The 22,319-nt window shown below is 70.9% G+C and carries 21 protein-coding genes and 1 pseudogene; 14 read left to right on the plus strand and 8 right to left on the minus strand.

Annotation, left to right across the window (positions count from 1 at the left end; translation table 11 throughout):
- Positions 1-24: 24 nt before the first annotated feature.
- Genes ABZ845_RS08590 through ABZ845_RS08600 form a run of 3 tightly spaced genes read right to left on the minus strand, consistent with a single transcriptional unit; the run spans position 25 to position 3,292 of the window.
- Positions 25-1,095, minus strand: a complete 1,071-nt coding sequence (locus ABZ845_RS08590; protein WP_360974789.1) for a low specificity L-threonine aldolase — start codon at positions 1,093-1,095, stop codon at positions 25-27.
- Positions 1,092-1,844 carry an SDR family NAD(P)-dependent oxidoreductase gene (locus ABZ845_RS08595; RefSeq protein WP_360975186.1) on the minus strand — a complete coding sequence of 251 codons (753 nt, stop codon included), beginning with the start codon at positions 1,842-1,844 and terminating at the stop codon, positions 1,092-1,094. The genes ABZ845_RS08590 and ABZ845_RS08595 overlap by 4 nt, the downstream gene beginning before the upstream one ends.
- A gap of 53 nt (positions 1,845-1,897) precedes the next feature.
- Complete coding sequence (locus ABZ845_RS08600) at positions 1,898-3,292, minus strand: DUF6421 family protein (protein WP_360974792.1); 1,395 nt, start codon at positions 3,290-3,292, stop codon at positions 1,898-1,900.
- Between the two features lie 533 nt (positions 3,293-3,825).
- On the opposite strand from ABZ845_RS08600, the gene ABZ845_RS08605 reads away from it, so the two are divergent.
- Positions 3,826-4,509 carry a glycerophosphodiester phosphodiesterase family protein gene (locus tag ABZ845_RS08605; protein ID WP_360974795.1) on the plus strand — a complete coding sequence of 228 codons (684 nt, stop codon included), beginning with the start codon at positions 3,826-3,828 and terminating at the stop codon, positions 4,507-4,509.
- Between the two features lie 44 nt (positions 4,510-4,553).
- Here the strand turns inward: ABZ845_RS08605 and ABZ845_RS08610 are convergent, their stop codons facing one another.
- Positions 4,554-5,093 carry a GNAT family N-acetyltransferase gene (locus tag ABZ845_RS08610; protein WP_360974798.1) on the minus strand — a complete coding sequence of 180 codons (540 nt, stop codon included), beginning with the start codon at positions 5,091-5,093 and terminating at the stop codon, positions 4,554-4,556.
- A 73-nt stretch (positions 5,094-5,166) separates the two neighbouring features.
- Between ABZ845_RS08610 and ABZ845_RS08615 the strand changes: the two genes are divergently transcribed.
- From ABZ845_RS08615 to ABZ845_RS08650, 8 genes and pseudogenes are all read left to right on the plus strand, one after another.
- On the plus strand, positions 5,167-5,559 hold the full coding sequence (locus ABZ845_RS08615) for a VOC family protein (protein WP_360974801.1): 393 nt from the start codon (positions 5,167-5,169) through the stop codon (positions 5,557-5,559).
- A gap of 59 nt (positions 5,560-5,618) precedes the next feature.
- Positions 5,619-6,383 (plus strand): VOC family protein, encoded by a 765-nt coding sequence (locus tag ABZ845_RS08620; protein WP_360974804.1) that lies wholly within the window; start codon positions 5,619-5,621, stop codon positions 6,381-6,383.
- Positions 6,384-6,751: 368 nt separating this feature from the next.
- Positions 6,752-7,294 carry a DUF5134 domain-containing protein gene (locus ABZ845_RS08625; RefSeq protein ID WP_360974807.1) on the plus strand — a complete coding sequence of 181 codons (543 nt, stop codon included), beginning with the start codon at positions 6,752-6,754 and terminating at the stop codon, positions 7,292-7,294.
- A gap of 127 nt (positions 7,295-7,421) precedes the next feature.
- A complete protein-coding gene (locus tag ABZ845_RS08630) occupies positions 7,422-8,357 on the plus strand; it encodes a M56 family metallopeptidase (protein ID WP_360974810.1) in 936 nt (311 codons plus the stop codon).
- 147 nt (positions 8,358-8,504) lie between these two features.
- A complete protein-coding gene (locus ABZ845_RS08635) occupies positions 8,505-9,233 on the plus strand; it encodes an HAD-IA family hydrolase (protein ID WP_360974813.1) in 729 nt (242 codons plus the stop codon).
- 103 nt (positions 9,234-9,336) lie between these two features.
- On the plus strand, positions 9,337-10,020 hold the full coding sequence (locus ABZ845_RS08640; protein ID WP_360974816.1) for a helix-turn-helix domain-containing protein: 684 nt from the start codon (positions 9,337-9,339) through the stop codon (positions 10,018-10,020).
- Between the two features lie 142 nt (positions 10,021-10,162).
- The gene (locus ABZ845_RS08645) at positions 10,163-10,753 is read left to right on the plus strand and encodes a helix-turn-helix domain-containing protein (protein WP_360974819.1); all 591 of its coding nucleotides are present in this window, start codon (positions 10,163-10,165) and stop codon (positions 10,751-10,753) included.
- A gap of 20 nt (positions 10,754-10,773) precedes the next feature.
- Positions 10,774-11,684 (plus strand): annotated as a pseudogene (locus ABZ845_RS08650) (SDR family oxidoreductase).
- Between the two features lie 42 nt (positions 11,685-11,726).
- Here the strand turns inward: ABZ845_RS08650 and ABZ845_RS08655 are convergent.
- Positions 11,727-12,320 carry a DUF6214 family protein gene (locus ABZ845_RS08655; RefSeq protein WP_360974822.1) on the minus strand — a complete coding sequence of 198 codons (594 nt, stop codon included), beginning with the start codon at positions 12,318-12,320 and terminating at the stop codon, positions 11,727-11,729.
- A gap of 228 nt (positions 12,321-12,548) precedes the next feature.
- Between ABZ845_RS08655 and ABZ845_RS08660 the strand changes: the two genes are divergently transcribed.
- Positions 12,549-13,892 carry an FAD-dependent oxidoreductase gene (locus ABZ845_RS08660; protein WP_360974825.1) on the plus strand — a complete coding sequence of 448 codons (1,344 nt, stop codon included), beginning with the start codon at positions 12,549-12,551 and terminating at the stop codon, positions 13,890-13,892.
- Positions 13,893-14,093: 201 nt separating this feature from the next.
- Positions 14,094-15,440, plus strand: coding sequence for a nucleobase:cation symporter-2 family protein (locus ABZ845_RS08665; protein WP_360974828.1), 1,347 nt, complete (start codon positions 14,094-14,096; stop codon positions 15,438-15,440).
- 111 nt (positions 15,441-15,551) lie between these two features.
- Here the strand turns inward: ABZ845_RS08665 and ABZ845_RS08670 are convergent, their stop codons facing one another.
- Together ABZ845_RS08670 and ABZ845_RS08675 are read right to left on the minus strand one after the other, a co-directional pair.
- Complete coding sequence (locus tag ABZ845_RS08670; protein WP_360974831.1) at positions 15,552-16,817, minus strand: IS701 family transposase; 1,266 nt, start codon at positions 16,815-16,817, stop codon at positions 15,552-15,554.
- Positions 16,818-16,957: 140 nt separating this feature from the next.
- Entirely contained in the window at positions 16,958-17,557 is a 600-nt protein-coding gene (locus tag ABZ845_RS08675; RefSeq protein WP_360974834.1) for a hypothetical protein, read from the minus strand.
- Between the two features lie 281 nt (positions 17,558-17,838).
- Here ABZ845_RS08675 and ABZ845_RS08680 point away from each other — a divergent pair, with 281 nt between their 5' ends.
- The 3 genes from ABZ845_RS08680 (at position 17,839) to ABZ845_RS08690 (ending at position 21,087) form a co-directional block, all read left to right on the plus strand.
- A complete protein-coding gene (locus ABZ845_RS08680; protein ID WP_360974837.1) occupies positions 17,839-18,924 on the plus strand; it encodes an exo-alpha-sialidase in 1,086 nt (361 codons plus the stop codon).
- Positions 18,925-19,101: 177 nt separating this feature from the next.
- The gene (locus ABZ845_RS08685) at positions 19,102-19,779 is read left to right on the plus strand and encodes a uracil-DNA glycosylase (protein WP_360974840.1); all 678 of its coding nucleotides are present in this window, start codon (positions 19,102-19,104) and stop codon (positions 19,777-19,779) included.
- A 384-nt stretch (positions 19,780-20,163) separates the two neighbouring features.
- Positions 20,164-21,087: a hypothetical protein gene (locus ABZ845_RS08690; protein ID WP_360974843.1), complete on the plus strand. Its 924-nt coding sequence runs from the start codon at positions 20,164-20,166 to the stop codon at positions 21,085-21,087.
- Positions 21,088-21,255: 168 nt separating this feature from the next.
- Here the strand turns inward: ABZ845_RS08690 and ABZ845_RS08695 are convergent, their stop codons facing one another.
- Positions 21,256-22,284, minus strand: a complete 1,029-nt coding sequence (locus ABZ845_RS08695) for a lactonase family protein (protein WP_360974846.1) — start codon at positions 22,282-22,284, stop codon at positions 21,256-21,258.
- Positions 22,285-22,319 lie beyond the last annotated feature (35 nt).

Genomic DNA, 22,319 nt, shown 5'->3' on the forward strand with positions numbered 1-22,319 from the left:
CGGTGCTGGGCTCGCGCTCAGGCCTTACCGGGCCATCTCCTCCTTGAGGGCGGCGACGAACCGGTCCACGTCGTCCTCGGTCGTGTCGAAGGAGCACATCCAGCGGACATCGCCCGCGGCCTCGTCCCAGAAGTAGAAGCGGAAGCGCTTCTGGAGGCGTTCGCTCACGTCGTGCGGCAGCCGGGCGAAGACGGCGTTGGCCTGCACCGGGTAGAGGATCTCCACACCGTGCACCGCCCGTACGCCCTCCGCCAGCCGCTGGGCCATCTCGTTGGCATGGCGGGCGTTGCGCAGCCACAGATCCTTGGCCAGCAGCGCCTCCAGCTGGACCGACACGAAACGCATCTTGGAGGCGAGCTGCATGGACAGCTTGCGCAGGTGCTTCATGTGGCTCACGGCGTCCTGGTTGATGACGACGACCGCCTCACCGAACAGGGCGCCGTTCTTCGTCCCGCCGAGGGAGAGGATGTCGACACCGACCGCGTTGGTGAACGTCCGCATCGGCATGTCGAGGGACGCGGCGGCGTTGGCTATCCGGGAACCGTCCAGGTGCACCTTCATCCCGTGCGCGTGGGCGTGCTCGCAGATCGCGCGGATCTCGTCGGGCGTGTAGAGGGTGCCCAGCTCGGTGCTCTGGGTGATCGAGACGACCTGCGGCATCGCGCGGTGCTCGTCCTCCCAGCCGTACGCCTGCCGGTCGATCAGCTCGGGCGTGAGCTTCCCGTCCGGTGTGGGCACGGTGAGCAGCTTCAGGCCGCCCATGCGCTCGGGAGCGCCGCCCTCGTCCACATGGATGTGCGCGCTCTCGGCGCAGATCACCGCACCCCAGCGGTCGGTGACCGCCTGGAGCCCGACGACATTCGCACCCGTGCCGTTGAAGACCGGGAAGGCCTCGGCCGTGGCACCGAAGTGGCTGCGGATGATCCGCTGAAGGTTCTCGGTGTAGGCGTCCTCGCCGTAGGCGACCTGGTGCCCGCCGTTGGCCACGGCCAGGGCGGCGAGCACCTCCGGGTGCGCCGCCGCGTAGTTGTCGCTCGCGAAGCCGCGTATCTCGGGATCGTGGTGGCGGGACGCGTCGGTCTTGGGAGGGTTCACGGCTGCTCGGTCAGCCACAGACGGTTTCCGTTCACTTCGGCGGCGGCCTTGTCCCAGACCCCTGCGATGGACTCGGCCAGGTCCTTGACGTCGGTGAAGCCCGCGAACTTCGCGTTGGGCCGCTCGGCGCGCATCGCGTCGTGCACCAGCGCCTTGACGACCAGGACGGTGGCAGCGGAGGCGGGACCGCCCTCGCCGCCGGCCTTGCGGAATCCGTCGGCCATGGCGAGGGTCCACGCCTCGGCTGCGGCCTTGGCGGCGGAATACGCCGCGTTCCCCGCGGTCGGCTTGGACGCGCCGGCGGCACTGATCAGGACGTACCGGCCGCGGTCACTGCGCTGGAGCGCGTCGAAGAAGGCCAGCGACGTGTGCTGCACGGTACGGATGAGCGGCTTCTCCAGCATGTCCCAGTCGGCGAGGCCGGTGTCCGCGAAGGCGCTACCACCGCGCCAGCCGCCCACCAGGTGCACCACCCCGTCGACCCGGCCGAAGTCCTTCTCGATGTGGTCCGCCCAGTCACGGACGGACTGGAGATCGAGCAGGTCGACCTTCTCCCCGACGACGCTGGCGCCGCCGTGTGCGTAGCGGGCCGCGTCGACGGCCTCGGCCAGCCGCTCCGGGTTGTTGTCCGAGCCGACGACGGTCGCCCCGGCCTCGGCGAGCCGCATCAGCACCGCCTTGCCGGCGGGTCCGCCCGCACCGGCCACCGCGATGACCGCGCCGCTCAGCGGACCGTTCCCGTTCCCCATGTGTTCCCCGTTCCCCATGTTCGCCTCCTGCCGAGCCGCATCGGTGCGGTCGCTCACGCGGCCTGCTCGGCGCTCTGTGCCGTGATGCCCTTGGTGGAAGCGATCACGTTCTTCAGCTTCTTCTGGAGCGCCTCATAGAACATGCTCAGCGGAAACTCGTCCGGAAGCACGTCGTCCACGAGCTTACGCGGCGGCAGTGACAGGTCGAGCGTGTCCGGACCCTTGGCCCAGCGGGAACCCGGGTGCGGCGCGAGATAGGTGGAGACCAGCTCGTACGCCTTGAACCAGTGGACCAGCTTGGGGCGGTCGATGCCCTCCCGGTACAGCTCCTCGATCTCGCCGCACAGCTGGTTGGTGATCTGCGGAGCGCGCTGCCAGTCGATGAAGAGCTTGTTGTCCGTCCAGCGCAGCACGTCGTGCTTGTGCAGATAGGCGAAGAGCAGCTGGCCGCCGAGACCGTCGTAGTTGCGGACGCGGTCACCCGTGACCGGGAAGCGGAACATGCGGTCGAAGAGCACCGCGTACTGGACGTCGCGGCCCTGGTCGAAGCCGTCGGCCTCCAGCCGCACGGCCTCCTTGAAGGCGGTGAGGTCGCAGCGCAGCTCCTCCAGGCCGTACATCCAGAACGGCTGGCGCTGCTTGATCATGAACGGGTCGAACGGCAGGTCCCCGTGGCTGTGGGTCCGGTCGTGGACCATGTCCCAGAGCACGAAGGCCTGCTCGCAGCGCTCCTGGTCGTGCACCATCGCGGCGATGTCCTCGGGCAGTTCGAGGCCCAGGATGTCCACGGCGGCGTCGGTCACCCGGCGGAAGCGGGCCGCCTCACGGTCGCAGAAGATGCCGCCCCAGGTGAAGCGCGCGGGCGCCTCACGCACGGCGATGGTCTCCGGGAAGAGGACCGCCGAGTTGGTGTCGTAGCCCGGGGTGAAGTCCTCGAAGGTGATGCCGCAGAACAGCGGGTTGTCGTAGCGGGTGGCCTCCAGGTCGGCGAGCCACTCGGGCCAGACCATCCGCAGCACGACCGCCTCCAGGTTGCGGTCCGGGTTGCCGTTCTGCGTGTACATCGGGAAGACGACCAGGTGCTGGAGGCCGTCCCGGCGGTCGGCCGCGGGGTGGAAGGCGAGCAGCGAGTCAAGGAAGTCCGGCACCCCGAAGCCGTCCTCGGCCCAGCGGTGCAGGTCCTTCACGAGCGCCTCGTGGTAGGCGGCGTCGTGCGGAACGAGCGGGGAGAGCTCGGCGACGCCGTCCGCCACGCGGCGAACGGCGGCCTCGGCCTCCGAGCGGCCGGGCGCGCCCTCGGCGTCGAAGTCGATCGATCCGTCCTTCGACTGCCATGGCCGGATCTGTTCCACGGCACCCTTGAGCGCGGGCCAAGCCGGGTGATCCACCACCCTGCCCTCCGGAGGAACCTGCTCCTCCGTACCCACCTGCACAAGAATTTCCGTCATGACCCAACCTCCACGGGAGAAACTCGCGTAAGGACACCGTATGGGTACACCGATTCTCTCGGCAAGTGGATGATCGGGAAATTATCCTGCACTCCCTCACTCTCGCCGCTCTTTTTCCTGCCGGACGCGACAACGACAACGAGACCGGCTACCCGCCCCAAGGGCCGGTCATGCGGGGCGGAAGGTGATCCAGGTCACCGGGAAGTCCGCCTCTCGACACCCCCGGGACAACGCCCCCGGCGTACGACGCCCGCCAATTGGCGCGCTTCCGACGGCAAAGTCCGGCCATGAGCAGGTGAGCGAAGGCACGGGAGGAGACGGCGGACCCTGCCGGGTCAACGCGCATGTGACGCGCCCACCGGAGGGTGACAGGTGGCCGGGGGCGCGGCCGTGATTCCCGCGCGCCGCACGCTCATTGCCTCGTGTACGAGCGGGTTCACGGAGGGGCCGGACCACTAGGCTGCCGCCCAGCCGCGCCGGTACGGGGGCGCCGCGCGGCAGCCGAGCCGCCGTCGACGGAAGCGAGTTGAACCTTGAACTTCCTCACCATCGGTCACCGCGGAGTCATGGGCGTCGAGCCCGAGAACACCCTTCGGTCGTTCGTCGCCGCCGAGCGCGCGGGTCTCGATGTGATCGAACTCGATCTCCATCTGAGCAAAGACGGCGCCCTCGTGGTCATGCACGACGCCGATGTGGACCGTACGACCAACGGCACGGGGCCGATCGCCGAACAGACCCTCGCAGAACTGCGCGAACTCGACGCGGGCCGCAGTGAGCGTGTGCCCGTCTTCGAGGAGGTACTCGACGCGGTGAAGGCGCCGCTCCAGGCGGAGATCAAGGATGTGGCCGCGGCGCAGGCGCTGGCCGAGGTCATGCACCGCCGGGACCTTGTCGGCAGGGTCGAGGTGCTGTCGTTCCATGACGAGGCGATCGCCGAGATCGCCCGTCTCGTACCGGGTGTGCGCACCGCGCTGGTCGCCAGCCGCTACGGGACCGATGTCGTGGAGCGCGCCGTCGAGGCCGGTGCGGCCGCGGTCTGCCTCAACATCCGCCGGTTGACCCTGGAGGTCGTCGAGCACGCGCGCAAGGCGGACCTAAGGATCTACGGCTGGGTGGTGAACACTCTGGACCATCTGAGGCTGGTCCGCGCCCTGGAACTGGACGCGGCGACCACCGACTATCCGGAGATCAAGCGCACCGGCCGCTTCATCGCCTGAACTGCGCCCGGGGCGGCTACCGCCGAGTGCGTCCCGGCCCGGTGTCATACCAGCGGCTTGACCAGCAGTTCGAACTCCAGGTCGTCGCGCTGCGGGATACCGACGCGCTCATCGCCGTACGGGAAAGGGCTCATCAGTCCCGTACGGCGGTAGCCGCGCCGCTCGTACCAGGCGATGAGGTCCTCGCGGGCCGAGATCACGGTCATCCGCATCTCCAGGACGCCCCACACGGTGCGTGCCGCCCGCTCGGCCTCGGCGAGGACCGCCCTGCCCAGACCCGCGCCCTGAAGCGTGGGGCTGACCGCGAACATGCCGAAGTAGGCGTGGTCGCCGCGGTGCTCGAGCTGGCAGCAGGCGACTGCCGCCCCGTCGCGCTCGACGGTGAGCATCCGGCTGCCGGGCGACTCGATGAGCGCGTGGATCCTCTCGGGGTAGGTGCGCTGCCCCTTGAGGATGTCCGCCTCGGTGGTCCAGCCGACCCGGCTGGCGTCACCGCGGTACGCCGACTCGATCAGCGCGACCAGCACGCCGACGTCGGCGCCGGTTGCGTCACGGAAGGTCAGGCCGGCGGCAGCGCTGTCCATGGGCGGCTTCTTTCGGTTCTCGGGCGCGGCGCGGACATCGACGAGGGTAACCCTGCCGGTAGGCTCCGGACGCATGGTCCACGTACTGAGCAGCCGCGTGCTCCTGCGCCCCGTAGACCCGGAGCGCTCCCGCGCCTTCTACGGCGAGAAGCTCGGGCTCCCGGTCCACCGGGAGTTCGGCACGGGGCCGGAGCGCGGAGTCGTGTACTTCCTCGGCGGTGGCTTCCTGGAGGTGTCGGGCCGGGGTGGCGTTCCTGCTTCTCCCGCGCTGAAGCTCTGGCTGCAGGTGGCGGACGTGACAGCCGTCCACCGGGAGCTGGCCGACGCCGGGATCCGGATCGTACGGCCGCCTGTGAAGGAGCCGTGGGGCCTGGTCGAGATGTGGATCGAGGATCCGGACGGCACGCAGATCGTGCTCGTGGAGATCCCGGCGGATCATCCCCTGCGGTACCGCCCCGGGATCTGATGGCGCCCTCCGGCTTGGACATGGTTTGCACAGGGGGACCCGCGAAACGAGAGGCGGACATGAAGCTCGAAAAACCGGTGACCGGCGGTCCCTGCTGGACGGAACTGGGGACCAGCGACATGGAAGCGGCCAAGCGGTTCTACGCCGATCTGTTCGGCTGGCGCCCGGGGACCGGTCCACGGGAGAAGGCAGGCGGATACACGGTCGCCCATCTGGGCGACGCGGAGGTCGCGGCGTTCTTGCCCCTGTTCCAGGAGTCGCAGCCCGTCGCCTGGAACGTGGCGTTCTCGGTCACGGACGCTGACGCGGCGGCCGAGGCGGTCCGGAACGCGGGCGGCTCGGTGATCGCGCCGCCGAGGGACATCTTCGACGCGGGCCGGCTCACGGTGGCCCGCGATCCGGGCGGCGCGGTCTTCCAGATGTGGCAGCCGGGCTCCTTCTCCGGCGCCGGGCTGTTCAACGCTGCGGGGTCACTCGGCTGGGTCGAACTGCTGACGCGCGCCCCGGAGAGCGTCACCGACTTCTACACCAAGGTCTTCGGCTGGACCGTGCACGCCTCCGAGCAGTACACGCAGTGGGGGATCGACGGCGCCGACTTCGGCGGCATGGTGGAGATGGGCGACGGGTTCCCGCACGAGGTGCCGTCGCACTGGCTGCCGTATTTCGCGGTGGAGGACGTGGACACCACGGCGGACGCGGCGACACGGGCGGGCGGAAGCGTCCTGATGGAGCCGACGTCGGTGCCGGACGGCCCGCGCATCGCGGTCCTGAAGGACCCGCAGGGCGCCTTGTTCGGCATTCATGTGGCGGGTCAGGAAGGCTGAGCGCTCCACGGGAATTCCGTGTCGTCATTTGCTGGGCCGTCCGGCCGGTCGTGCCCACGCGGCGCAGCCGCGTGTCGACAGCACCCCGCGCTGCTTCGGGGCGCTGCCCAACCGCATCCGGCTCCGCCAGACCCCCTTTGAGGCCCTGTGCGGGGGCGCCAGGCTTGTGCGCCCCCGCACAGGGCCGGACCCCCTCCCCACCCGGGCACTGCGGAAGGCCGCCCCCGGCGGGGGACGGTCCAGATGCCGCTCCAGCGACACATCGCGCCTCCCACGCTCCCCCTGTCCCCCTGTGCGCTCGCTTGTGCACCATCCGTGATGGGCATGCCTTCCGCGACCGTCCGAGACCGTGGAGGGGGAGGTGCGCGGTGCACGGACCGGCTTCACCCGGCTGGCTGCTGGTCGCGCTGTGCGCGGCGACGGGGGGCTACTGCCTGCTGCGCATGCGCAGCAGGGTCGAGGAACAGCGCCGGGCCGCGGGCGGCGAGGCGCTGATGGGGTTCGCGATGGCGCTGATGGCCGTGCCCGCCACGGTGGTTGCGCCGCCACGCTGGGCCTGGATCGCCTATGTCGTGGTCTTCGGCGGGGCCGCGATACGGACGCTGCGGGCCGCACGCGGGAGCGCGCACCATCTGCACCATCTGGTCGGGGCGTTCGCGATGGCCTACATGGCGGCCACCATGGCGACCGGGCGGCATCACGGCCACGGCGGCGTCGCCCCGCTGACGGGGGCACTGCTGCTGTACTTCGCCGGGTATGTGCTGTGGTCCGGAGGGAGGCTGGTTCCGGTCGCGGCGGTGGCCACGGCCGGGGTCGGACGGACCGTCGGCTGGGGCGACCGGCCGGAACTCGCCCGCGCATGCCGTTTGGCCATGGCCATGGCCATGCTTGCCATGCTGCTCACTCTCTGATCCGCTGTGCTGTCCGCCGATCCACGGCGCCCCGCCGCGCCGCGGGTCCGCATCGGGCCGTGGCGTACGTCACTTTGCCTCGGCATCACGTATCCGGCGACAACGCCCGGCTCATAGGCTTCGGCCCATGATGGTCCCCGCGGCACTGCTGCTGCTCGGCGCCCTGACCGCCGTTCTCGCTCCGCGGCTGCTCGCCCGCGCGGAATGGCCGGACCGGGAACCGGTGGTCGCCCTCTGGGTGTGGCAGTGCGTGGTGGCTGCCGTACTGGTGTGCTGCGCGCTGTCGATGACGCTCAGCGCGGCGGCTGCCTGGGCCGCGGTGCGCGGCCATGTGTTCGCCTCCGCGCCGAGTTCGGTCGTGGATGCCTACGCCTTCGGCAGCGCAGGCCCCTGGGCCGCGACCACGGCCGTGGCGCTGGCGTGCGGTGGGGTGTGGACCGCGGCGATGCTGGTGCGGGAGTTCGCCCGGGCACGGTCACGGCGCCGCCGGAACCGGGAAGAACTGCTCGTCCGGGCACCCCTGTTGCCCGGCGAGGAACCCGACAGCGGCCGGCTGGTGGTCCTGGAGGGAAAGCGTCCGGACGCCTGGTGGCTGCCCGGCGCCACGCCCCAACTGGTCGTCACCACCGCCGCGTTGCGTCGACTCAAGGGCAAGCAGCTCGACGCCGTGCTCGCCCATGAGCAGGGACACGCCCGGGCCCGGCACGACTGGCTGCTGCACTCCTCCGCGGCGCTGGCGAACGGATTCCCGCAGGTGCCGGTGTTCGCCGCGTTCCGCGACGAGATGCACCGGCTGGTGGAACTCGCCGCCGACGACATGGCGTCGCGCCGTCACGGCCGCCTCACAACCGCCCTCGCACTCGTCGAACTCAATGAGGACAAAGGGGTGTTCGGGCCCTGCCCCACCCCGCACGCGCACGTTCCGCAGCGGGTCCATCGTCTGCTCACTCCCCCGGACCGGCTGCCGGCGGCACACCGGTTGCGGCTGACGGCGATGGCCGCGCTGGTGCCCGTGATCCCGGTACTGGTCGCGTTCGTCCCGGGACTACGGGCACTGCGCTAGTGGGGTGCCCCCTGCTCGAAGAGCTTGGGGGGAGCGTGCCGGGCGCCTCGGCGGGGCGAGCGTTGCCTGCCACGGCACCAGGGCCTCGTCCGGCCGCGCGACTGGTGCTCTTGACCCGCGCCGGGAGTCTCCCGAAAGATCGTTTCCATGACGGTCAAAGGCGTGCTCTTCGATTTCTCCGGAACGCTTTTCCGCGTCGAATCCACCGAATCATGGCTTCGGGCGGTGCTGCGCGAGACCGGTGCCGTGCCGGCCGAAGCCGAGTTGCTGCGCACCGCCGCGCAGTTGGAGGCGGCGGGCGCGCTGGCCGGCGGGTCTCCCCCCGACGGGCCCCTGCCGGACGGTCTCGCGGACCTGTGGGCGCTGCGCGACAGCAGCGCCGAGGCGCACCGGGCCGCCTACACGGGCCTGTCCCGAAGGGTTCCGCTGCCGGACCCCCGCCTGCACGACGCGCTGTACGACCGCCATATGACGCCCGCCGCGTGGCAGCCCTATCCCGATACGGCCGAGGTGCTCAGCGCACTGCACGCGCACGGGGTGGCCGTCGGCGTGGTCAGCAACATCGGCTGGGACCTGCGGCCCGTCTTCCGCGAACATGGCGTCGATCCGTACATCGACGCGTACGTGCTGTCGTACGAGCACGGCATCCAGAAGCCCGACGTCCGGTTGTTCGCCCGGGCCTGCGACGAGATCGGGGTCGACCCCCAGGACACCCTCATGGTCGGCGACAGCCGCCCCGCGGACGGAGGCGCCGCGGATCTGGGGTGCGCGGTGCACTTCGTCGACCACCGTCCCGTGGCCGAACGCCCGGACGGCCTGCGCCCGGTGCTCGGCCTGATCGGCCGAGGCGCCCGCTCTGGGCCATCCCCCGTGTGACCCAGAGCAGGCGTCGGCCTCCCCCCTGGACCCACCCGCGCGGGATGAGCCCGGGTTGCGCTGATTATAGTTGGCTGGCAGCCAGTCAACGCAGGAGTCCAGGATGTCGCCACGAAGCGCCTCGGTCAATGAAGAGTTGCGTCGGCGTTCCCGCGAAAGGCTCCTGCACGCGACGGTCGAACTGGTCAGCGAGCGCGGCTACGAGGCGACGACCCTCGGCGGCATCGCGGATCGCGCGGGTTCCGCGCGAGGACTGGTGTCGTACTACTTCCCGGGGAAACGGCAGCTCCTCCAGTCGGCCGTCCACCGGCTGATGCACCGCACTCTGGAGGAGGCACTCGAGCGCGAGCCCCGCACGGACGACGGCCGAGAGCGGATGGCGCGAGCCATCGACGCGATCTTGGGCCTCACCGTCCACCACACCGTCCTCATGCGCCACCACATGGCCGCGATCCTGCAGGCCGAGGGGTTCGTCCAGTGCCCCGAGCAGCAGCGGCTTGCGGAGCTCCTGCGGGACACGGTCGCGAGGCACGGGTCGTCGGACCCCGACGCCGACTACCCCGTACTGCGGGCCCTGCTGATGGGAGCCGTCTACGCGGCCTTGGTGCCCGGCGCCCCGATGCCTCTGCCCGTACTACGGGCCGAGTTGTTCAAGCGGTACGGGCTCGACCGGGAGATGGGCACACCGCCGGCTCCGGAGGGGACCGACGAAGGGTACGACCCGGACCTGTCGAGGTTCTTCGCGACGGAGAGCAGGTCACCCGGGACGGGCGACCGGTCTCGATGAGCCATTTCTGACCCTGGCTGACAGAAGCATCACCGACGGCGGCTGAAGCCGAAGCCTGCCATGAGGCGGGGCGGGACTTGTCAGGGGGAGGGTCCCTGCTGCTTAATAAATGAACGTCCATTTATTAATGAGAGGTGCGGCTGTGGGGCGTCCCCGAGGGGTCGAAGATGCGGTGATCCTGCGCGCGACGGCACAGGTCATGGGCCGGGTCGGTCCTGCGGGGCTCACGCTGGCCGCCGTGGCGCGCGAGGTCGGGCTGGTGCCCGGCACCCTTGTGCAGCGATTCGGGTCCAAGCACGGTCTGCTGCTGGCGCTCGCCGACCGGTCCGCGAAGGACGCGGGCGAACTGGCCGGGCGAGTGCGCCGGGCGCACGACTCGGCGCTCGAGGCCCTGACGGTGTTGACGGTGCAGTCGGCGGCCGAGATGGCCACTCCGGAGAGCTTCGCCCATCACCTGGCGTTCCTGTGCATGGACCTGACCGATCCGCAGCTCTACGAACGCGCCCTGGCCGTTCACCGGGCACAGAAGCAGGCGATCGAGACACTGCTGACGGAGGCGGTCGACGCGGGCGAGCTCCGTACCGGAACGGATGTCGCGGTACTGGCCGGCACCGTGCAGGCGATGACCGCAGGTACGGGCCTGACCTGGGCGCTCGAGCGCGAAGGCACCCTCGGACAGCGGCTGCGGCACGAACTCGGCATCGCGCTGTCGCCCCACCTCACGCCCCGGTAAGGGAAGGACCTGGAGGAAGCATGACCAATGGCACACGCCCGCTGGCCGGAAAGGTCGCCCTGGTAGCCGGGGCACCCGGGGCGGCGGACGGGGCATCGCGGTCGAGCTAGGTGCCGCCGGCGCGACGGTGTACGTCACGGGGCGCAGCAGCACCGCCGGCCGCTCCGCTCTGGACCGCCCCGAGACCATCGAGGAGACGGCGGACAAGGTCACCGGCGCGGGCGGTCTCGGCATTCCCGTGCGCACCGACCACAGCAGCCCCGACGAGGTGCGGGCCCTGGTCGGCAAGATCTCGGCGGAGCAGGACGGGCGGCTCGACGTCCTGGTCAACTCCGTGTGGGGCGGAGACCCGCTGACCGACTGGGAGCACCCCCTGTGGGAGCAGGATCTGGAGACAGGTCTGCGGCTGCTGCGGCAGGCGGTGGAGACCCACGTGATCACAAGCCGGTTCGCGCTGCAGCTGATGGTCGCCCGCAAGAGCGGCCTGGTGGTGGAGGTGACCGACGGCAACACCGCCCGCTATCGCGGCTCGTTCTTCTACGATCTGGCGAAGTCCTCGGTCATCCGCCTGGCCGTGGCGCAGGCGGCCGAACTGAGGCCGCACGGCGTCGCGGCGGTGGCGATCACGCCCGGCTTCCTGCGCTCGGAGGCCATGCTGGACCACTTCGGCGTCACCGAGGCCACCTGGCGCGACGGCGTGGCCCAGGACCCCGACTTCGCCCACTCCGAGACCCCGGCCTATCTGGGCCGGGCGGTCGCCGCGCTGGCCGCCGACCCCCGTGTCATGGCCAAGTCCGGGCGGGCACTGGCCACCTGGGGCCTGTACCGGGAGTACGGGTTCACCGACGCGGACGGCACGCAACCGGACTTCGCCGCCCACTGGGCCCGGAGCCTGGAGGAGGAGTACGGGCCCCTCGGCGACCCACTGTGACGGCGCGGCGCCCGCGGGCGAGGGCGCGTGGGAGACGGGCGTTCAGCGGCGGGCATGACGCGGGGTCAGGTATCCCGCGTCGCGCGCCCCGCCGATCAGCTTGAGGGACTGACGGCGACTGCGCCCGGTCGCGCACATCACGGCGGACACCGGATCGGCACCCTGCCTCTGAGCCGCGAGATACTCCTCGGCGATCCGACGCGCCCCGTCCGCGCCCCGCGTCCAGGTGTCCGCCTCACCTCCGGCCACGGGTGTCCCTACCGGCAATGGCCCCTCCCCGGGCGCGGACGCCCCCTCGGGCAGGGACACCCCGGGGGGCCTGGGGCCTTCTTCGGCGACCGGCCTCCTGCCGGGCTCGGGACTCGCTTCGGGCGCGGACGCCCCGGCAGGCACGGGCGCCAGGTCGGCGGTCATTCCGCAGGCAGCGAGCAGCGGCTCCTCGATCCAGTCGGCGAGCACCGCCAGGTCGTCCAGGGACAGGGGCGGCTGGGCCCGCACCTCTTCGATCCCGACACATCCGCCCGCCACCACGGCAAGGGCGTCGACCCACCCCCCGCCGGGCAGGTCGAGCCGTACCGCCAGCCACGTCGTGACGCCTGCGTGCTCCCGCACTTCCCACGCGGTCCACACGGACACCGCTCTATCCGATCGAAAGTGGTCGGAAAATTCCCGAAAGGACACTTCGAGCACAGACGCAACGTAAGCGAACCATCACATACCATGCGAAAGCCACGCACGGCAGGCTCACTCACCGCACCCCGTCGGCCCAGCGCCGCTTCGCCGGCCCTCTCCCCTCATGCCGTGCGCGGTGCAATGCTGGAGCCATCAGCGATCCAGCGATCTCCTCAGTGAGGGAGTTCCGCCGTGCTGCATGTCGCCGTCGTCGGCTCCGGGCCGAGCGGGGTCTACACCGCCCAGACCCTTGTCCAGCAGGACCCGGACGTGCGCGTGGACGTCCTGGACCGCCTGCCGTGCCCCTACGGTCTCGTGCGCTACGGAGTAGCCCCGGACCACGAGAAGATCAAGTCGCTGCAGGGCAATCTGCGCTCCGTGCTGGAGCACGAGCGGATCCGGTTCCTCGGCGGCGTCCAGGCAGGCGAAGGCGGAGTGCCGCCGGCGCGGCTGCGCGAGCTGTACCACGCGGTCGTCTACTGCGTGGGCGCCGCGACCGACCGGCAGCTCGGCATTCCGGGCGAGGCACTGCCCGGCAGCTGGTCTGCGACCGAGTTCGTGTCCTGGTACAGCGCGCACCCGGACGCGGTGGCCGGCGGCTTCGTGCCCGGTGCGCGCAGCGCGGCGGTGATCGGCGTCGGGAACGTCGCGGTGGACGTGACCCGGATGCTGGCCCGGGCGACGCCGCAGCTCAGCCCCACCGACATGCCGCAGGCGGCGCTCACCGCGCTGGCGGAGAGCAAGATCACCGAAGTTCATATGGTGGGGCGGCGCGGCCCCTCACAGGCCCGCTTCACCACCAAGGAACTGCGTGAACTCGGTTCCCTGCCGGACACCGAAGTGGTCGTCGACGAGGCCGAGCTGGCACTCGACCCCGCGTACGCCGACCCGTCCGGTCTGCCGGCCGCCCAGCGCCGGAACATCGAGGTGCTGCGCGGCTGGGCCGCCGCACCGCCGCGCGGCGCCCCGCGGCGGATCCGGCTGCGGTTCTTCCTGCGCCCGGTCGAACTCCTCTCCGACGCCGGCCGCGTGGGCGCGGTGCGCTTCGAGCGGACACTCCCCGACGGAGCCGGCGGGGTCACGGGCAGCGGACGGTACGAGGACATCGAGGCCCAATTGGTGCTGCGCTCGGTCGGGTACCGCGGAGTGCCCCTGGAGGGGCTGCCGTTCGACGGAACACGGGGCACGGTGCCGCACGAAGCGGGCCGGGTGCTGCGCGACGGCGCCGTCTCGCCGGGCGAGTATGTGGCCGGGTGGATCAAGCGCGGCCCCACGGGAGTCATCGGCACGAACCGGCCGTGCGCGAAGGAGACGGTGACGTCGCTGCTCGAGGACGCACCCGGACTCGTACGGCACGAGGTTCCCGAGGACGCTCTCCCGGCGCTGCGGGCGGACGGGCTCGCCCCCGTCGACTGGAGCGGATGGCTCGCGATCGAGCGTGCGGAGGCGGAACTGGGAGTGTCGCTGGGCAGGTCGGTGGTGAAGCTCCCGGACTGGCGGTCCCTCATGGCAGCCGCGCACAGCGGCACGTCCTGACGTGGCATACGCCGACGTGACACGTGCTGAGCCGGCAGGTCCCGATACGGAACGTCCCGATACGGCACGTCCCGGCGCGGCACCGCGAAGCGGTACACCCGCGATGGCACGCCTTGAAGCAGCACTTCCCGAAGCGGCGCGACACACACCGGCCGTCACCGTGAAATCAACAACCCGTTCAAGCGGCTCAGGGTCTGCTCGATGACGACATCCGCGCACCCCGTCGATCAGGTCCCGCCCCTGCGCCAGCTCACCGCCCTCGGCCTGCAGCACGTCCTCGCGATGTACGCGGGCGCCGTGGCCGTTCCGCTGATCGTGGGCGGTGCGCTGAAGATGTCGGGGCCAGAGCTGGCCTATTTGATCACGGCGGATCTGATGGTCTGCGGTGTGGCGACGCTCATCCAGTGTGTCGGCTTCTGGCGTTTCGGCGTACGGCTGCCGATCATGCAGGGCTGCACCTTCGCGGCCGTATCTCCGATGGTGCTGATCGGCACGACCGGTGGCGGACTGCCCGCGATCTACGGCGCGGTGATCGTGGCGGGACTCACGATCATGCTGCTCGCACCGGTCTACGGCAGACTGCTGCGGTTCTTCCCGCCGCTCGTCACCGGCACCGTGATCCTGATCATCGGCGTCTCACTGCTGCCCGTGGCGGGCAACTGGGCCGCGGGCGGGCAGGGCTCGAGGAGCTTCGGAGAACCCAGGAACCTGGCACTCGCCGCCTTCGTGCTCACGGTGGTGCTCGGGGTGCAACGGTTCGCGCCCCCGTTTCTGAGCCGGACGGCGGTGCTCATCGGTATCACGGTGGGGCTCGCGGTCTCGGTGCCGTTCGGATTCACCGACTTCCGCGGTGTCAGCGACGCGCGCTGGATCGGGATCAGCACGCCCTTTCACTTCGGCACCCCGGACTTCGAGGCCGCGGCGATCGTGTCGATGCTGGTGGTGGCGCTGGTGACAATGACGGAGACGACCGGTGACCTGCTCGCCGTCGGCGAGCTGACCGGCCGCCCGACCGTTCCGCGGTCGCTCGCGGACGGGCTGCGGGCGGACGGGCTGTCCACGGTGCTCGGCGGGGTGTTCAACACCTTTCCGTATACGGCGTACGCGCAGAACATCGGCCTGGTCGGCATGACCCGGGTGCGCAGCCGCTGGGTCGTGGCGACGGCCGGAGTCATGCTCGTCCTCCTGGGTCTGCTGCCCAAGCTGGGTGCCGTGGTGGCGGCGATCCCTGCACCGGTGCTGGGCGGGGCCGGTCTGGTGATGTTCGGAACCGTCGCGGCGAGCGGTCTTCGCACCCTGGCCCAGGTGGACTTCAGGGCCAACGACAACCTCACCGTGGTGGCCGTCTCCGTGGCCGTCGGCCTACTGCCGGTCGGTGTGCCGACGGTGTATGCGGGGTTCCCCGACTGGTTCCAGACGGTGATGAACAGCGGAATCAGCGCCGGCTGCCTGACGGCGATCTCCCTGAACCTGCTCTTCAACCACCTCCCCTCGAAGGCCGGTTCAGCGACCGCCGGGGGCGAGGACCTGGGAGGCAGCGGTGGCTAGTAGGGCTTGGTCAGGTGTGTATTGGTGTGGGTATGTCGCGGTGGCAGGTCGGGCAGGCGCCGGTCCAGACCGCGAGGAGTGTCTGTAGCTCGCGGACGACCTGGTAGAGGCTCAGGCCGACGCCGTGTCTTTTGGGGCCCGGGCCAGTCGTTGCAGGGTGCAGAAGGCATGCGCGACAGAGACAAGGGTGACGTGGTGGTGCCAGCCGCCCCAGGTTCGGCCCTCGAAGTGGGCCAGGCCCAGGGCCTGCTTCATCTCCCGGTAGTCGTGCTCGATGCGCCAGCGGAGCTTGGCGAGCCGGACCAGTGTGGCCAGTGGCATGCCGGAGGGCAGGTCGGACAGCCAGAACTGCACCGGCTCGGGCTCGCCGGCAGGCCATTCGGCCAGCAGCCAGCGCGCCGGCAGCTCCGGGTCGTCGGTGGCCTGCCGGACCTCGCGTCCGGCAGGCCGGATACGCAAGGCCACGAAGCGGGAGTACATCCGCTTGCGGCCGGAGCGTCCGCTGCCGGGCCGGGAGCCTTCCCGCCATTGCACCGGCCGAGCCGCCTTCCGCCCTGCCGCGATGACCAGTTCCTTCACCGACTGCGGCTTGTCGGGATACTTGGCCACCGGCGGGCGTCCGGTCCCGCAGTACGGCTCGGTCACCGGCACCGCGCCGGCGGGCTGAGCCGACAGCGTGCTGGAGATTCCCACGACGTAGTTCAGGCCGCGGGCCTGCAGTCCGTGCCGGAACGCGGCAGCGTCGCCGTATCCGGCGTCCGCGACGGCCAGCGGTACCTCGATGCCCCAGGAGCGGGTCTCGTCGAGCATGTCCAGGGCCAGCTGCCACTTCTCCACATGCCCGACGTCGTCGGGGATGCCGCAGGCGGCACGTCGGGTGACCTTGCCCGCATCGGCCCTCGCAGACGCGGGATCCCATGTCTGAGGCAGGAACAGTCGCCAGTTGACTGCCGCGGAGGCGTGGTCGGAGGCGAGGTGGAGCGAGACGCCGACCTGGCAATTGGTGACCTTGCCGACGGTGCCGGTGTACTGCCGCGACACACACGCCGAAGCGGTCCCGTCCTTCAGGAACCCGGTGTCGTCGAAGACCAGGGCCTCCGGCCTGATCACTCCCTCCATCCGCCAGGCCAGTTTCGCCCGGATGTGGGCCGGGTCCCACGGGCTGGTGGTGATGAAATGGGCCAGCGCCTGCCGGTTCCCGTCCTCACCGAGCCGCGCGGCCATCGGCTCGACCGACTTGCGCTGCCCGTCGGTGAGCAGCCCCCGCAGGTAGACCTGCCCCCAACGGCGCTGGTCATTGCGCGCGAACGGCTCGAACACCTCCGCCGCGAACGCCTCCAACTCACCACGCACCACAGCAATCTCGTCCGGAGTCACACACTCCCAACACCAGGCCGGGCCTGGAGGACACGCACCGCCCCAGTCGACATGACCAAGCCCTACTAGGGTCTTTCGTTTGCATCAGGCCGGATCAGGTGACGTCCGCCCCGTCACGCCGTGCCGGTGCCGCTGGCACCTCAGCCCGTCGTCCGCCCCCACAACGGGCCGAACCGCGCCCATGCCTCGTCCCACTGCGCCATGCGCCGCCGTTCGAGACGCTCGCGGACGACGCGCCCGAACATGAACGGGACCGCCGCGGCGCTCGCCCCCATCAGCACACCGACCATCGTCGCGCGCATCCGCACCTCGGACGCGGTGTCGGGCGCGGACACCATGGAGCCGTCACGGTCCGTCCACACCCTGACGGAGGTGCCTCGGGGGCTGCGGGCCGCCACGCGTGCCTGACCCGTGCGGGACGAGCCGTCCGCCGTCTTCCAGCGCGCCTTCGCCCATACCTGTCCCCCACCGGCCGCCGTCGCCGTGGTCGCTTCGGGCGCGTCCTCGGCGAGCCGGGCCACGACCACGTGCCACTCGTCCCGCTCCAGGGTCAGACCTCGCTCCACCGAGTGGTCCGCGGCCACGCCCGTCAGCACTCCCCCGATCACGATCGCGACCCAGACCGTCAGCACAACCCATGCCTCCAGCGCGTCGCTGCGGCGCCGCAACGGATTGCGCCGCCACCGCCACAGCCACACCCTGGAACCGCGGATCACGGTCGTCGAAGGCAGCCACCTCATCGATGGAATCCTCCTCAAGCGCATCGGACACCCCCGCCCGTCCTCCCATACGGAGCCCGGCGCCGCAGTGCTCAGCCGACGGCGGCCGGTTCGTGTCCATCGGCCGCCGCGGGCCCTTGCCGAAAACTGGCCGAAGGCCCCCCGGGAATCCGGAGAGCGCTCCCTCCACCACTGACAACACGGCAGCTGACCTGCGTTGATGAGAGGGCCTAGGCTGAGTGTCAGTGCAGGGGTGCAGACTGGCCCATGTCTGGAACAACGGCGTTTCGGAGGTGATCGGCATGGCCGAGGTACTACTCACGGTGGGCACGCGCAAAGGACTGTTCATCGGGAGACGACGGGGCGGTGCCTGGGAGTTCGACGAGAGTCCGTATTTCAACGCACAGGCCGTCTACTCGGTCGCGATCGATACCCGGGGCCCGAGCCCGCGCCTGCTGGCCGGAGGGGACAGCGCGCACTGGGGACCATCCGTCTTCCACTCCGACGACCTGGGCCGCACCTGGACCGAGCCGGCGCGGGCCGCCGTCAAGTTCCCGAAGGACACGGGTGCTTCGCTGGAGCGCGTCTGGCAGTTGCACCCGGCCGCCGCCGAACCGGACGTGGTGTACGCGGGCACGGAACCGGCCGCGTTGTACCGCTCCGAGGACCGGGGCGAGAGCTTCGCCCTTGTGCGCAGCCTGTGGGAGCACCCGACAAGGGACAAGTGGGTGCCGGGCGGCGGCGGCGAGGGACTGCACACCGTGGTCACCGACAGGCGGGACCCGAAGGCCGTGACGGTCGCCGTCTCGACGGCCGGAGTGTTCCGCACCCGGGACGGCGGCGAGAGCTGGCAGCCGTCCAACTCCGGTGTCTCCGCCGTGTTCCTGCCCGACCCCAACCCGGAGTTCGGCCAGTGCGTGCACAAGATCGCACAGGACGCGGCCGCTCCCGACCGGCTGTATCTGCAGAACCACTGGGGTGTGTACAGAAGCGACGACGCGGGGGCGCACTGGACGGACATCGGCGAGGGGCTGCCGTCGACGTTCGGGTTCGCCGCGGCCACGCACCCCCACCGCGGGGAGACGGCGTACGTCTTTCCCATCAACGCGGACGCGGACCGCGTCCCGGCCGGCCACCGTTGCCGTGTCTTCCGCACCGCGGACGCGGGCAGGAGCTGGGAGCCGCTCACGGCCGGGCTGCCGGAGGAGCACCATTACGGGACCGTGCTGCGGGACGCTCTGTGCACGGACGACGGAGACCCCGCGGGCGTCTACTTCGGCAACCGCAACGGCGAGTTGTACGCCTCGGCGGACGACGGCGACAGCTGGCGGCAACTCGCGTCCCATCTGCCCGACGTCCTGTGCGTACGAGCGGCGGTGATCGCCTGACGCGCCGCCCATCCGCCTGCCGCGCCGGCCGTCGGGTATGCCCTGACCGGGACCGCTCGGCCGCTTTCGGCCACGAGCGCCCACAGAGAACCCGGTTCGGCACCCGGGCGATCATTCACAGTCGTCCTCGGGCCACCGGTTGATCGTCGGCACCCGACCGGCAGTAGGGTGACGCCCGTGGCACCACGACCGTTGCATGAGATCGTCGAACCCGGCTGGGCGAAAGCCCTGGAACCCGTGTCCGGACGGATCGCCGAAATGGGGGACTTCCTGCGCGCGGAGATCGCCGCGGGACGCACATACCTCCCCGCGGGCGCGCACGTTCTGCGGGCGTTCCAGCAGCCCTTCGACGACGTCCGCGTCCTGATCGTCGGCCAGGATCCTTATCCCACCCCCGGACACGCGGTGGGACTGTCGTTCTCGGTCGCCCCGGAGGTGCGGCCGCTGCCAGGCAGCCTGATCAACATCTTCAGAGAACTGAACACGGACCTGGGCCTGTCCGCGCCGTCCAACGGCGATCTCACGCCCTGGACGCAGCAGGGCGTGCTGCTGCTCAACAGGGCGCTCACCACGGCGCCCCGGCGGCCTGCCGCGCACCGGGGCAAGGGCTGGGAGGAGGTCACCGAACAAGCCATCAGGGCACTGGCCGCGCGCGGAACGCCGCTCGTGTCGATCCTGTGGGGACGTGACGCCCGCAATCTTCGGCCGCTGCTCGGCGATCTGCCGTCGGTCGAGTCGGCCCACCCGTCCCCGATGTCGGCGGACCGGGGATTCTTCGGTTCGCGTCCGTTCAGCCGGGCCAACGACCTGCTCGTCCGGCAGGGCGGACAGCCGGTGGACTGGCGCCTGCCGTAGCGCCACCGCGCCATGTGGACTCCCCCCGACAAGCGCTCACGATCGATTCCTGCCAGCCGCTGGACCAACTCCCGCGGAGGGCAGGCCGGATTGGATTGCGCCCTGGGCGGGATGCCGGTGGGGCGGACCGCCGCCATGCACTCGAACCGCCCCGATCGGTCCCGAACTGCCCTGCAGCGAACACTTGCTGCACATATCAACCGAAAAGGGCGACTGATTCCCCTTGCCGGAAGCAGGCAATTGATCCCGGTACGTGATGGAAAAGTCAGACCGTATCGACCACTTCTCATCGGTACGTAACTCATCAGACAAAACCGGACGGAAACCGCTCACGTGCCCCCTCCCCGAACAGGGGAGCCCACAAAGTGAGTAGCATGCGGCGCCATGAGCTCCTCCACCGGCCCCGCATCCGGCCTGCCTGTACGAATGCCGCGACCCCGCCAGCCCGGTCGGCACCGCCGTCCGGAACCCCTGGCGGCTCCCGAGGGGGCGCCCGCGCTGGTCCTCGCGGTGCCCGGCACTCCCAGTGCCGCCACGCGCAGCCTCGCCGAGGAGGTCGTGAGCATCGCGCGTTCCGAGCTCCCCGGCCTCGACGCCCGGATCGGCTACCTGGACGGGGACGACTCCGAGTTCCCCACGCTGCAGTCCATCCTCGCGCACGCCGCCGAGGAGCGCACCGCCCGCTTCGAGCAGGCCGTCGCCGCAGGTGTGGAGGCCAAGGAGCCCGACGGCCCCGTCGCCGTGGTGGTGCCGCTGCTGGCCGGTCCGGACAGCGCTCTGCTGCGCCGGGTCCGCCAGGCCGTCATGGACAGCCGCGTCGCGGCCGACCTGACCGACGCCCTCGGCCCGCACCCACTGCTCGCCGAGGCCCTGCACGTCCGTCTGTCCGAGTCCGGCCTGGCGCGCGCCGACCGTGCCCGGCTGTTCACCGTGGCAACCGCCGCCGACGGCATCATCCTCGCCTCCGTGGGCGGCGACGAGGCCGTACAGGCCGCCGGGATCACGGGCATGCTGCTGGCCGCGCGACTCGCCGTGCCGGTGATGGCGGCGGCCGTGGACCAGGAGGGCTCGATCGCGTCCGTCGCCGAGCAGCTGCGTTCCTCCGGTTCGCAGCAGCTGGCGCTCGCCCCGTACCTGATCGGTCCGGAGCTCGAGGCCGGCCTGCTCGAAGCCGCCGCCCAGGAGGCCGGCTGCGCGGCCGCCGAGGCGCTCGGCCCGTACCCGGCGATCGGCAAGCTGGCCCTCGCCAAGTACACGGCGGCGCTCGGCATCGCCCCGCAGCAGGTCCAGGGCGCTCCGGTGCGCTGAGCCCCGACGGACACCTTCGTACGACAAAGGGCCCGCTCCTCCTCTTCCGGAGCGGGCCCTTCGCGGTGGCCGGTGCCGGGAGGTCCCGGGTATGGACGGGACCCGCACAAGCTCTCGCGGCTCGGCCCCGGACGGCATGACCGGCCCGGACGGCGACATCACCCCCGCTCAGCCGAAGACGACGCAGGACGCCGCCGGCGCGGACACCGAGCCGCCCGGCAGTGGCACGCCGGTATCCGGGTCCACGGCGAACCAGGTCACATCGCCGGACCGTTCATTGGCCGCGTACAGGAATCCGCCGGTCAGGGCGAGCGCCCGCGGCCAGACTCCCCCGGTCGGCACCGTGGTCACGAGGCGGAGTCCGTCGTTCTCGACGGCGAGCACGGAAACCACGTCCTGCCCGCGCGTCGCGGTCCACACGAAGCGTCCGTCGGGTGAGACGACGATCCCGGACGGGCAGGCGTCGCCCACGGGTACGTCCGGCAGCACGGACGTCTCGGCGAACGGCTCGAGGATTCCCCTCTCGGCGTCCCAGCCGCAGCTGATGACGGTCGGCGTCAACTCGTTGAGGACGTACGCACGCCTCCCGTCGGGGTGGAACGCCAGATGGCGTGGCCCCGACCCGGGACGCAGCCGGATCTCGCGCTTCAACGCCATGGCGCCGCCTTCCAGCGCACCCACGCGGACGGAGTCCGTGCCGAGATCGACACAGACGATCCACCGGCCGCTGGGGTCGGGCTGCACCTGATGGGCGTGCGGGAAGCGCTGCCTGTCCCGGACCGGCCCGGAGCCTTCGTGCTGCAGCACGGCCGCCGCGCCGACGACGGGGGTGCCGTCATCGCGCAGCATGACGGCGGTGACGCTGCCGGAGCCGTAGTTGGCGGTCAGGACATGGCCCGCGTGCACGCTCAGATGCGTGGGTTCGTCGGCGCCGACGGGGACGGGCTCGGCGATGAGCTTCAGCTCGTCGCCGTCCCGGCGGTAGGCGGCGACCATGCCGTCGGGGGTCTCGCTGACCGCGTACAGCAGGTCGCCCGACATCGCCAGGTACGACGGGTCCGGCAGATCGTCCACGGCGCTGAGAACGCGCAGGGCGCCACTGTCCGGGTCCACGTCCGCGACGAGGATCCCGCGCCCTCCGGCCGTCGTGAAGGAGCCTATGTACGCCCGCTGCCGCCGCCCGCCGCCGTCCACCACTGCCGTTCCCTCCCGTCGACATACCCTCCGGGTTC

The sequence above is a fragment of the Streptomyces sp. NPDC047022 genome, from assembly GCF_040644155.1.
GTDB lineage: Bacteria > Actinomycetota > Actinomycetes > Streptomycetales > Streptomycetaceae > Streptomyces.